Origin of the sequence: Okeania sp. SIO2B3 (assembly GCF_010672525.1) — a bacterium.
Lineage (GTDB): Bacteria > Cyanobacteriota > Cyanobacteriia > Cyanobacteriales > Microcoleaceae > Okeania.
The window spans coordinates 72,000-84,954 of the sequence record NZ_JAAHGH010000017.1; the positions used below are offsets into that span (position 1 = coordinate 72,000).

Here is a 12,955-nt window from a genome sequence, read left to right on the forward strand (position 1 = left end):
TTAATTTTAATTATGCCATCTCCTATTGCTCACTCAGTTTCTGGATATGTACTAGCTAAGTTTCTACCCAAAAAACTATCAAAAGATTATGCATCTCATTGGTGGAACTTGGGGAATTTTTATCCTGTCTTTGTGGCCATTTTTCCTGACTTTGATTTTCTTCCCCAGTTAATCACAGGAGAAAGATTTCATCGAGGTATTACCCATACTTTAATTTTTGCCATTGGTTTTAGTTTGATAGTTGGTTGGCTAATTAGTTATTTCCGCAAATCTTCATTTAAAAAAATACTCTTATTTACTTTTATTATCTATAGTTCTCATTTATTATTAGATTTATTGACGGCTGGTGGTTCAGGTGTACAATTGTTGTGGCCTTTGACAGATACATTTTTTAAATCAACAATATCTGTGTTTCCAGCAGTTCATCACTCCAGAGGAGTATTTGATCTTAGTCATTTTATATTTATTGCTTGGGAATTATCTTACTCAGTATTAATTGTCAGTATATTATGGCTATGGAAGAATTGTTGTTCCAGCAAATTTTCTGAATAAATCAATGAATAGTCAAGTCAAAATAAATCAAAAAATTATAGCAGATGCTCACGTTCATATTCATAAATGTTTTGAAATTGACCAACTATTAAACGCATCTCTAATCAATTTTCATAAAATATCTAGAACAAAAACCGATCTTGAAAACTCGGTTTTTTTGATATTTTTAACAGAAATGCTTGGCGATATTGAATTTAGTAGATTATTAGAATATGCTCAAAATCATCACCAAATTAATAACTGGAAATTAGCTCCAACTAAAGAATCAATATCAATTTCTGCTACTAATAACGAAAATCAAAAAATTTTCATCATTGCTGGTCGGCAAATTGTAACCGCAGAAAAATTAGAAGTTTTAGCCCTAATTTCAGATAATGAATTTGCAGATGGTTTACCAGTAGAAACTACCATCCAAAACATAGTATCAAAAAATGGCATACCCGTATTACCTTGGGGAGTAGGAAAATGGCTAGGTAAAAGAGGTAATATTTTACAAAAATTATTAAATTCAGATACCTTTTCTATGGTATATCTCGGTGACAATAGTGGTCGTCCTAGTTTTTGGCCGAGACCATCTTTTTTTAAATTAGCTGAACAGAGGGGATGGAAAGTTTTGCCAGGAACAGACCCTCTACCCTTAAAATCTGAATATACTAGACCAGGAAGCTTTGGGTTTATAGTAGAGGGTGAATTGAATTTGGCCGAACCAGGAAAAAGTATGAAGGAGATTTTATTAAATCCTACTACTTCAGTTCAACCCTATGGTTCCCTGGAAACACCATTTCAATTTATTCGTAACCAATTTGCGATTAGATATGGTGCTCATAATTAGCAAAATAGAAAGTTGTTAATCAGGGTAAAGAATGGAATATAAAATATGGTGACAACTAATTTTCCAGAAACTGCAGATATAGAAACATCTTCCGATGATTATGCTTCCCGTTTTGCGGGAAATATTGGTGCTTGGTTGCTGAAAATACAGGAAGAAGCAACTTTAAAAATGTTAGCTCCCTATTCCAATGCCAAAATACTTGATGTAGGGGGTGGTCATGGTCAATTAACAGAACCTTTAATCAACAATAACTACCAAGTTACAATCTTAGGTAGTGCAGAAATTTGTCAGGCAAGAATTCAAAAATTTGTAGATGCTAATCTTTGCTCATTTCAAGTAGGGAATGTTTTAGAGTTACCCTATCCAAATGATGCTTTTGATGTAGTAATTAGTTATAGATTTCTAGCTCATGTAACTCAATGGCATAATTTTTTAACCGAACTAACTAGGGTTGCTAAAAAAGCAGTAATAATAGATTATCCTACAGTAAGAAGCGTTAATTCTATTGCTCCCTATTTGTTTAAACTGAAGAAAGGTTTAGAAGGTAATACAAGACCATTTATCTGTTATCAAGAATCAGAAATTTTAGATTATTTCAAATCTTTAGGCTTAAAACAAACAGAACGCTATGCACAATTTTTTATGCCAATGGTAGTTCATCGCGCCTTAAAATCTCCGGGTATTTCTTCAGCATTAGAACAGTCAATTAGATTAACAGGATTAACCAGTTTATTTGGTTCTCCTGTAATTGCAAAATTTACACCATAAAATATCTGAATCCATAAAAATATTGCATCTACTATAGGCAGGAGAAAAAGTAAATATGGGAATACTAAATAATCTAAGGATTAGTTTAAGAGGTATTCAGAATTTATTATCCAAAATCAAGAGTTTACTAATTGCTAAAATAACGGGAAAGGGTGCTCAAAATATCTGGGTTAATTTGTATCGAAAGGCAGCATTAGAAACCGCTGATTATGTTGAAAAAAATATGCTGACCGTACCTTACTTTCAAACTCGCAATCAATTGTTAAAATTGAGTTTGTCAAAAGTAAAAGTAAATGGTTTATTTTTAGAATTTGGCTGTGGTTGGCAAGCTAAATCAATCAATTTTATTGCCAATCATATTGACAAAACTGTACATGGATTTGATTCGTTTGAGGGATTACCAGAGCCTTGGTTTGGCAATTTAGGTAAGCAAAGTTTTTCGGCAGGTGGTAAACTTCCTAATGTTAGGAATAATGTTCAGGTTCATGCTGGTTGGTTTGATCAAACCTTACCAGAATTTACCGCAACTCATGGGGATGTAGTAGCATTTTTACACATAGATTGCGATATTTATTCTTCAACCAAAACTATATTTGATTGCCTAAAAGATCGAATAGTTCCTGGAACAGTTATTCAGTTTGATGAATATTTTAATTATCCTGGTTGGAAAAATCACGAATATAAAGCTTTTCAGGAATTGGTAATTGAGAAAGGATTGAAGTATGAGTATTTAGGTTATTGTGAATCTAGCTTTACTGTAGCTGTTATCATAAGATAAATTCAGAAAACCCTTTTCGGTTTATTTGTGATCAAGAATCAGAAATTCTAGATTATTTAAAATCTCTAGGTTTAAAACAAACAGAACGCTATCCACTAATTTTTATGCCAATAGTAGTTCATCGGGGGTTAAAATATCCGGGTATTTATTAAATACTAGAACAGTCAATTAGATTAACAAGATAACCAGTTTATTTGGTTTACCTGTAATTGCTAAATTCTCTAATATTTGATTAAGAAATAAAGCATAATATTGTCATTGGGAGATGGTAATCAAATCAGTTAAAATGGTAAACCAAGATAATTGCTTTTCTGACCCCCTTAAAGACAGTTTGATGTTGTCATTGTGAGGCGACGATCAAACGAGTTAACCTTTTGGAGTAGAAATTGAGTCAGCCAAAGCAATCTTGCGTCTTGACTACTGGGCCAAGGATTGCCACGGAGTGAGGCAGATTTAGTACATCAAAATAATTGCTTTCCCAACCCCCCTCGCAATGACATTGAATAGGCAAGTGAGCTGATTTAATATTTACTTGATAAATAAGCTCTAAAAATCAACTAAAACATTTATAAAAAGAAAAAAATATGGAGGAAAACTTTAAATATAAACTGCCACCAAATTCTCGTGCCTTAATAACTGGGGCAACAGGATTTACAGGTTCAGTGCTGGTAAATAAATTAGTTAAACAAGGCGTAGAAGTAGTAGCGATCGCTCGTAAAACTTCCAACTTAAAACCATTTGCTGGAATGCCAATAAAATGGCTTCAAGGAGATGTTTTTGACCAAAATTTAATAGATGAAGCTGTGAAAGGAGTTAACTATATATTTCACATGGTGACTCCATTTCGGGAAGCAAAATCTGCCGATATTGGTTATTATAACGTTCATGTTTTAAGCACCCAACTATTAGCAAAAGCAGCATTAAAAGAAGCAAATTTTCAACGTTTTGTTCACGTTTCTACTATAGGAATTCATGGTCATGTAGAAAACCCACCTGGTGATGAAAACTGTCCGATGAAACCAGGAGATATTTATCAAGAAACTAAACTAGAGGGAGAAATTTGGATTAAACAGTTTGGTGAAAAAGAAGGATTACCAGTTAGTATAGTTAGACCAGCTGGAATATACGGTCCGGGAGAAAAAAGACTATTAAAAATTTTTAAATGGGTAGCTAAAGGTAGAGTACCAGTTATTGGAAATGGTAGTAACTTACTACATTTTATTCATGTTGACGATTTGACTAACTTTTTTATATTAACTGCAACTCATCCACAAGCAGTAGGAGAAGTTTTTATCTGTGGTAGTCCTGAAGCTATGACATTTAAAAATCTGGTAAAAATAATCAGTGAATATTATGGAGTTTCGGCAAAATTTTTGCAGTTCCCCGCAGCTCCTATATTTGCACTCGGAGACATTTTAGAATTTATTTGTCGGCCTTTAGGAATTGAACCACCTATATACAGAAGGAGGCTAGCATTTTATACAAAAGACCGCTCATTTAATACAACCAAAATGAGAAACTTATTAGGGTTTATAACTGCTCATTCAGATGAAGAGGGATTAAAAGAACAAGCTCAATGGTATCTAGATAATGGCTGGGTTTTACTTTCTAAAGCAGGCAACAAGTAACAGTAGAAAAAATATTTCCTAGTCTTTTATCTATCATCAGTCTATGTCCTAAATAATCGGGAATTTGAAAAATCTAAACAAGTTTTAGGAGTTGAACCTCAATACTAAATTAAAGAAAGGATTCAAAAGACTACAAATTGGTATCAATAACAGAGATGGTTATAAGTAAATAATTAGGTTAAGTATTAACTATTTAATTAGAGATATAGGAAAGATGGATAAAAAGCTTAAGCAACTTTTGAAACACACAAATTCTCTCGAGGAATTAGTTAATCTAGTTAAACAAGTAGATTTTTCAGAAATTAAAAGTACAGAAATTAGCTTAATCGATAAAAGTATCAAAAAACTCTCTCAGAAACCAGAATTTAAAATTGCCTATCTAGGAAACTATACAATTGAACCTTTGCCTTCTTATGTTAATGCTTTCTCTGTTTCTGAAGGAATAATTGCAGAAGAATATATTGGCAGCTATCAGCAATATTTTCAGGAATTACTCAATCCTAATTCCCCTCTAATTAACTATAATCCCGATTTAATTTATTTAGATATATCTCTGAGAGAGTTACAGCCGAAAATATATTATGAGTATTCAAGCTTATCTTTAGATGAAAGAAAAAATAGTTTAAATTTTATAATTTCACATATATCAGATTGGCTGAAAGTGGCACTTAATCAAACCAGTGCAAATATTCTGATAAGTAACTTTCTACAACCAAATTTTTATCAAACTGGTATTGCTGACCTAAATCAGGAGTATGGAGAATCAGAATTTTATTTAGAATTAAATCTGGCACTGCTTTGTTTGCTAAAAAAAGAGTCAAGAGTACATCTTTTTGATATTGAACGGTTAGCTTCAAGGTTTGGTAAAGAACAAGTCCACAATCCAAAAATGTATTATATCGCCAAAATGGAATGGCGAGAAAATTTTCTCCCAACTATTGCCAGGGAATTAATTAGATATATAAAAGCAATTAAAGGTTATACCAAAAAATGTCTTGTACTCGACTTAGATAATACTCTGTGGGGAGGAGTCGTTGGAGAAGAAGGAGTAATGGGTATTAAAATCGGTCAAGGCGACCCAGTTTCGGAAGCATTTTTAGAATTTCAACGCAAAATTAAAACAGTTAAAGACCGAGGAATATTACTGGCAATTTGTAGTAAAAATAATATCAATGATGCTTTAGAAGCTTTTGAAAAAAGACCAGAAATGCCTCTGAAAAAATCTGACTTTTCAGCAATGGAAATTAACTGGGAACCTAAGCACAAAAATTTGCAAAAAATTGCTTCTACTTTAAATATTGGCACAGATAGTTTAGTTTTTATAGATGATAATCCGGCAGAGTGCAGTTTAGTAACTCAAATGATGCCAGAAGTTAAAACTATACTATTGCCATCCGATCCTGCTACTTATTCAGAATTGCTAGAGCAACTAAATGAGTTTGAAAAAGTCCAAATTTTGCAAGATGATTTAAGCAAAGCTACTCAGTATATCCAAAATAAACAACGGGAAGAGCATAAGCAGCAGATTGGAGATATGGCAAGCTATTTGGAAAGTTTAGGAACAGAAATTAAGATTTGGGAAGCAACTGAAGAAGACTTACCTCGCGTGCATCAACTATTTAGCAAAACCAATCAATTTAATCTGACAACCATTCGTTATTCAATGGCAGAAGTAGAGAAGTTTTTTCAAGATAGTAATTATGACTTGACTGTAATATCTGCCCATGATAACTTTGGAGAAATTGGTACGATCGCTCTATATCTGCTTGACCTCCGAGAAAAACCTTATTTGCTCATTGATAGTTTGATAATGAGTTGTAGAGCAATGGGTAGAGGAATAGAAACGGCGATCGTTAACCATCTGAAAACTAAATATTTAACCAACCATCCTGAAATTCAACTTAGCGCCACCTACATTCCAACCAAAAAAAATAAACCAGTTGTAGATTTTTTTGAACAGCAAGGATTTGAGGTAGTAAAAAAAGAGGAGACGGGTACAAAAAAATATATTCTCAAGTCAGAATCTGCTAAATTGATTGATAGTTCATGGATTAAAATTATTGCTTAATTTAAACCCCGTCCTTAAAAGCGAGGTCCTATAAAAAAAAGGAGAAATTAATGGAAAGTCTAGAAGATAAAATCAAAGAAATTATGACAGATATTTTGGAAATTGATGATGAAGAAATCACCGATGAATTTGGACCAGAAAATGCTGATACTTGGGATTCATTAAATAATCTCAAAATGATTACTGCCTTAGAAGAAGAATTTAAAATTAGCTTAACAATGGATCAAATTGATTCTATGGTAAATTTCTCAGAAATTAAAAAAGTTATTAGTAACCATGCTAATTAATTAGGGTTTGCGTATGGAAAGTCTTTTTGCTCTTTGTAGGAGACAGGAGACAACCCACCCCTCGCCCCTCCCCCTCCCAGGAGGGAAATACAGGATAAATGGGAATGAGCTAGGAGGTAGGAGTTAAGAATTATCTCTCAATTTTTCTGCCATAATCATCCCAAAATACTAGCTTTATGCAGCTCTTGCCACCGAAAAGCTGGTACTTTTTTTTACTCTAAAACGCTAAAACCAATATCAGTCAATACTTTTAGAATTAATCAGCAAGCCCTAATTAGAAATACTTTTGCTCAGGAAAGAAAAGACCATGGAAAAGGTATTCAAAATCCATGAAAAAATGGTTGCAAATTTTGCCTCCATCAGTGGTGATTATAACTCTTTGCATATGGATGAAGAGTTTGCCAGAAAAACTAAATATCGGCAACGACTTGTTCATGGAATGTTACCCTTTAGTTTTATTTCTCTAATTCAACAAAACTTTCCAGACCAACAAGTAGAATTTTTAGAACTAGATACCAGCTTTCGTAAGCCAATATTAATTGGTGATGAAATTAGACTAGACTACACATATTCAGAAACAGAAACTGGAAAATTTTCCTATAATGCTATCTGGTATAATCATCTGAATGAAGAAATAGTAATAAAGTCTAAAGGAAATTTTACTTTATACCCTTTTAATCAGGAAATCAGAGATATAGCTCCAAATCAAACTTCTTGCTTATTAGATGAAGTTTCAGAGAATAACTGGACTATTAATGAAATCGCTAATAAAAAAGAAGAGTTAAATATATTGCTTAACTCCATACTGCTGAAAAAATATTTAGATTCTATTATTAATGAAGGTTTTTCAAGTAATACTAATTCCATAGATATACCAATTAGCCATAACTTAATTTCAACTCTATTGTTATCTACATTGGTGGGAATGAAATTGCCAGGAAAATATGCCACATTTGCCAAATTTAAATTTTCATTTTCAGACCAAGTTCCTTTATCTGAATCAATAAAACTTGTTGGAGAAGTTGGTAAAGTTTCTGTGGCAAGTGAATCTATGGAAGTAGCTACTACCCTTTTAAAAGAAAATACTGTTTTAGCAACAGGTAAATTAAATGTAGTAGTAAATTCTCCACCACAAAACATTATAAGTTGCCAAGAAATAAAATCTAATTATATAGATATGGGCTTAAAAGATAAAGTGGTGGTTATTACTGGTGCTAGTCGTGGAATAGGAGCAGCAACTGCCAAATTATTTGCAATGCACGGTGCTAAAGTTGTCGTTAATTATTACAAAGGAAAAAAAGATGCAGAATTAATTGTTGAGGATATTGAAAAAAATGGTGGAGTTGCTATTCCATTGCAATGTGATATTAGACAAAAATTAGAAGTAGAAAAATTTATTGCTCAGGTGGTAGAAAAATTTGGCACTGTCAATGTATTAGTTAATAATGCAGTGAAAGAAGCTATACCTAAAAATGTTGTTAAACTAGAGTGGCAAGATTATTTAAGTGAATTAGAAGTATCCTTAAAAGGAATGCACAATTGTTGTCAAGCTATATTGCCGATTTTAAAACAACAAAAGTCTGGTAAAATAATAAATTTATCAACAATTTTTGTAGAAAATCCAGTCACTGGGCAAAGTCAATATATAACAGCAAAAAGTGCTGTAGTAGGCTACACAAAAAGTTTAGCAAAAGAACTCGCAAAATTAAATATACAAGTCAATTTTGTCGTACCCAATATGACAGAGACAGACTTAGTATCATGTATACCTTCAGATTTCACAAAAAGAATAGCAGCTTCCAGAGATTTTGGCAGAAATTTACAACCAATTGAAGTTGCTCAAAGCATTTTATTTTTAGCCTCTAACTGGGCAAATTCTATCACCGGACAGAAAGTGGTTTTAAACTTAGGCGATTTACCTTTCGGATAATCAAATAATATCAAATAAAAAAATATAATTTCACTGTTAAGTAAAGATTAGTTTATTAAAATTAGGATGGATAATTTAATATGACAATAGGCCAGGTAATCCGGCGTTTTTTAATTCCTGCTCCCATAGTAACTATTTATTATCTGTTGAAATATGGAGCAAAAGTTAGCCCCAAAGCAGAAGTAGAATTGAATGATTTGTTAACAATTGGAAAAAATACGGAAATAGGTTCTTTTACAAAGATCAAAACTAATGGTGTTTTGAAAATTGGTAAAAATGTTGTAATTGCGACTGGATGTTGTATTGTATCTCATCACAAAGGATTAGAAATTGGTGACTATTCAATGATTGGTAATAATACTTCAATTATTGGTAATAATTATCGATATGACAAACTTGATGTAACCATCCAAGAACAAGGAACTATTTCTAAACATGGGATTAAAATTGCTAATAATGTTTGGATAGGCTCTGGATGCTCTATATTAGATGGGGCAGATATTGGTAGTGGGGTAATTGTGGCATCTAACTCAGTTGTATCTTCAAAAATCCCTGAAAATAGTATTGTGATGGGAAACCCGGCAAAAGTAATATTTAAGAGAAGGTAAGAATATTTAATACCTCGACTTAGACTTAAACTTATTATAAGTTTTTGTTAAAAAATATCAGAATAATTCAATACAATGAACATTAACGAAAAAGACAAACAATTAATTGAAAAACCATCACAGGATAACCCAGAAGTTACTGTGGCTGTGGTTTCTTATAACGGTATGAAAGTAGTTAAATTATGTCTTGATTCTATACTTTCTCAAACATACCAGCCTAGTCAGATACTCTTTATTAATAATGCCTCTACTGATGGCTGCCCTGAATGGGTCAAGGAAAATTACCCTCAAGTTAAGATTATAGATTCACCGGAAAATAAGGGACCAAATATAGCAAGAAATTTGGGAATTAAAAATACTCCAGATGATAATTTGACCTTGTTAGTAGATGATGATGCTGTTTTAGAAGAAAATTGCTTAAGTGAATTGGTAAAAGCTTATCAAACTGACCCAGATGGTGCTGTTTGGGTTCCGAAACTGGTTTATTATGATAAGCAGGATACTATTCAATATGAAGGTACTTTTCTCCATTATATGGCAGAAGCAATTCTTCTAAATCCTGACAAGCCACTAAATGCAGGGGTAAAAGAGATTACACAGATCCATGCAACTTCAGGAACTTGTATGTTAATTTCAAAGCTACCAGCTCAAGCTATTGGTTTATTTGATGAGGATTATTTTTTTGGTAAGACTGATGGTGAGTTTACTTTTAGACTAACTTTATCTGGTTACAAACTTTATACAGTTCCTGGAGCAACTTGTTATCATAGGGTCAAAAAACGTGGAACATCAAAAGTATTTTATCAGGTAAGAAATCGTTGGTATTTTATTATAACACTTTATTCTCTACGAACTTTAATACTATCAATCCCAGCCTTTGTAGTTTATGAGTTTTTCTTAATTTCCTTCTTGTTACTCAAAGGAGCTATCAAAGATTATGTATCAGCAATACTAGCTGTATTTTCTGTTTGGTCTGACCTAATGCAAAAACGCCAATCAATTCAGTCCCTTAGAAAAGTTTCTGATAAAGAAGTTCTTTTTGCTGACCCTATGTTTTTAGGACGCGATCTGCTAGATAATCCAGTCTTAAAATTTTTAAAATCATTGTTAGATACATTTTTCAGTTTATATTGGAAGTTAATTTATCCAGTTATTTAATCCTACATTACCCACTTCAAAATGTAGTATTAAGTGCAAGTAGTCAGTAGTCAGTAGGGAATGATTCTAGCTAATTATCTAGCTCCATCGAGTATTTATGCTTAATATTTGACTGAGAATTTGACTCAACAGAAAGGTTAATGAATAGGATCTATATAGTATAAATACTTATTAATTCCCTTTTTTTTTATACTACTTTCAATGCTACAAATTGACGTGCGGAATGTGGGTTTAATACTAAACTAATGTGGTGAATATCGGTCACTAGCGATCGTCAAAAATTATTTTATTTTTATGAAGTTGCCTGAAGAATCAATTAAAACTGAAGATTAATCTGCAACGCTGTTTCTCGAACTATTTAATTCAATTAATTCTTTCAATTAATAGTTGGTGTCAGAGTATAAATAATACTTTTTCCTTCTGCTTGCCCTTCAACTATATCCAAATAACCATTGCGAGTATATACTTGTGCTTTGGTAATATTTAAAATAACTCTATCTGGAGACTCAATTCTAAATATCTGTTGACTGTCTCCCAAACTTATCTTGGCAGTCGCTCCTTCAATATCAATATTAGTTTCTTTTTCCCCATCAAAAACAAGTATAGGAAAGCATACCTTAACTCGATCTACTTTTCCATCAACTTTAGCAACTACACGAATTTGTTTTGGTGTTACGTCATAGGTTTCAATAACTTGGTTGACTTGAGTTGAGGATAAATGGTAATGCACAGTAAAATTCAAATGTTGAGTCGTTTCTTCATGCACATCAACCACCATATCTTTTACCTGACCTCTACCAAACTGCATCATAGGTTTCCAAGAACGAGGTAGAATAGAATAAAATGTGTAACCTCCAAACTGAGCCAAGGATTCCCAAGACTTACCTTTTGGCCATGAAATACCAATGGCAAGGGCAGTATTCTGAATATTGTTTTTCCAACCAGGTACGTCACTGGTTGCACTAGGTCCAACTAGGGGATCTACACCAGCCTTATGAATGCGAATTAATCCTGTACTGTTGTACAACTTGTCAGCTTTTGTATCAATTTCTATATACAAACCACCAGCATTGGCAAAAATTTTGTGAAACTCTGGTGATATTTGGGCAATAAAACCACCTATATCAGAAGGTGCAGCACCTTCAGAAACACTATCATCCGCAAATAACCATGCGAATGCTAATGCGCTGGCAGTCCATAAATTATATTGTGAATGCCAAGAATAGGTTTCATATCCATGTCTCTGCTGAGGATCGAAGCGATTTTTGACTATCCAGACTTCTCCAGAAGGACGAATCCAACGACGGACAGACTTCAAAGCTAATCTAGCGCCTCGTTTAAAAGCTTGAGCAGCAACTATATTATCTTGAGATTTTTCTCGCCTTGCCCAAATTTCAAAAATGGCACATAACTGTGCTTCATTCCATTGATGTTGGGAACTCCGACTTCCCAAGGGTAACTCTCCCCAAGGAGATTGCATTAATAGAGATGCCCACGAACCTCGATCTAAAATAATTTCCAGAGCTTTTTGGTATTTTCCTTGATAACCAAAATACAACATAGCCGATAATAAATGACGAGCATAGTTGTCATAAGGGATAGTTGTTAAAGCTTGATCTCTATATAGTCCTTCTGGTGTGAAAAGTGGTATTTGACGAGCTAAATTGCTCTCTACATATTTTAGATCGGTAAAACCAGCTTTATATCGGAGAAATTCACCTACTATTGCACTTAATTCTACATTAGTGCCACCACCATGCAATTTACTCCAATAAGCACGATCTGGATCGATATTACGAATTAAATCTTCCCATTTTTGACGACGGTTGGCAGATACAATTTCCCGAAGATGTTCATAGGCTAACATGATAGGAAAAATAAAAAAATCACCATGATCGTCTGCTGCATTACCATCTACAAGTTGTTGTATGGAATTTTCTAAGGCTTTGCTAGCACTTTCGAGTAAATCATTGTCACTATAACCATTGATTATCAATACTGTAGCTGCCCAGGAATAACAAGGAGTGCTGTATTGTTTTTCTGTCTGTGCATAGGGATCTAAAATTCGTCCATCAGTGCTTTGATACTGCCGAAAGAAATTAACGATTCCCTGAATTGTTGCAATATAAGTATCCTTTGATAAACCAGTAGGTTCAGGAATAGAGCTATTGTGCAAATATTCTTGTACCTTTAAAATTAGATTAGCCAGTGGATTAGGCTCTTGATATGGAGGTTCCTGTTTAGATGCTTTTTTGATAAAATAGTTTTTTAGAGCAATAGAACTTCTATCTCTAATTAAACCTTTAATTTTTTTAATAAGTGTAGTGAACCATTTTTTTGCCACAG

General features: G+C 33.1%; 11 protein-coding genes. 10 read left to right on the forward strand and 1 reads right to left on the reverse strand.

The annotated features are described in order from the left end of the window. The first annotated feature begins 12 nt into the window (after window positions 1–12). The 10 genes from F6K15_RS15835 (at window position 13) to F6K15_RS15880 (ending at window position 10,609) form a co-directional block, all read left to right on the forward strand. Window positions 13–552, forward strand: a complete 540-nt coding sequence (locus F6K15_RS15835; RefSeq protein ID WP_293062276.1) for a metal-dependent hydrolase — start codon at window positions 13–15, stop codon at window positions 550–552. 4 nt (window positions 553–556) lie between these two features. Beyond that, window positions 557–1,384 carry a hypothetical protein gene (locus F6K15_RS15840; RefSeq protein ID WP_293062278.1) on the forward strand — a complete coding sequence of 276 codons (828 nt, stop codon included), beginning with the start codon at window positions 557–559 and terminating at the stop codon, window positions 1,382–1,384. A gap of 45 nt (window positions 1,385–1,429) precedes the next feature. Then, complete coding sequence (locus tag F6K15_RS15845; protein ID WP_293062280.1) at window positions 1,430–2,152, forward strand: class I SAM-dependent methyltransferase; 723 nt, start codon at window positions 1,430–1,432, stop codon at window positions 2,150–2,152. Between the two features lie 55 nt (window positions 2,153–2,207). Continuing rightward, on the forward strand, window positions 2,208–2,930 hold the full coding sequence (locus F6K15_RS15850) for a TylF/MycF/NovP-related O-methyltransferase (protein ID WP_293062282.1): 723 nt from the start codon (window positions 2,208–2,210) through the stop codon (window positions 2,928–2,930). A gap of 584 nt (window positions 2,931–3,514) precedes the next feature. Further along, window positions 3,515–4,558, forward strand: a complete 1,044-nt coding sequence (locus F6K15_RS15855; protein ID WP_293062283.1) for an NAD(P)-dependent oxidoreductase — start codon at window positions 3,515–3,517, stop codon at window positions 4,556–4,558. Window positions 4,559–4,772: 214 nt separating this feature from the next. Next, the gene (locus tag F6K15_RS15860) at window positions 4,773–6,626 is read left to right on the forward strand and encodes an HAD family hydrolase (RefSeq protein WP_293062285.1); all 1,854 of its coding nucleotides are present in this window, start codon (window positions 4,773–4,775) and stop codon (window positions 6,624–6,626) included. A 50-nt stretch (window positions 6,627–6,676) separates the two neighbouring features. Beyond that, a complete protein-coding gene (locus F6K15_RS15865; RefSeq protein ID WP_293062287.1) occupies window positions 6,677–6,913 on the forward strand; it encodes an acyl carrier protein in 237 nt (78 codons plus the stop codon). A 307-nt stretch (window positions 6,914–7,220) separates the two neighbouring features. After that, a complete protein-coding gene (locus F6K15_RS15870) occupies window positions 7,221–8,843 on the forward strand; it encodes an SDR family oxidoreductase (RefSeq protein WP_293062288.1) in 1,623 nt (540 codons plus the stop codon). 80 nt (window positions 8,844–8,923) lie between these two features. Next, entirely contained in the window at window positions 8,924–9,451 is a 528-nt protein-coding gene (locus tag F6K15_RS15875; RefSeq protein WP_293062290.1) for an acyltransferase, read from the forward strand. Between the two features lie 75 nt (window positions 9,452–9,526). Then, complete coding sequence (locus tag F6K15_RS15880) at window positions 9,527–10,609, forward strand: glycosyltransferase family 2 protein (protein WP_293062291.1); 1,083 nt, start codon at window positions 9,527–9,529, stop codon at window positions 10,607–10,609. Window positions 10,610–10,985: 376 nt separating this feature from the next. Here the strand turns inward: F6K15_RS15880 and F6K15_RS15885 are convergent, their stop codons facing one another. Further along, window positions 10,986–12,953 carry a hypothetical protein gene (locus tag F6K15_RS15885; protein WP_293062293.1) on the reverse strand — a complete coding sequence of 656 codons (1,968 nt, stop codon included), beginning with the start codon at window positions 12,951–12,953 and terminating at the stop codon, window positions 10,986–10,988. Between the last annotated feature and the right edge of the window lie 2 nt (window positions 12,954–12,955).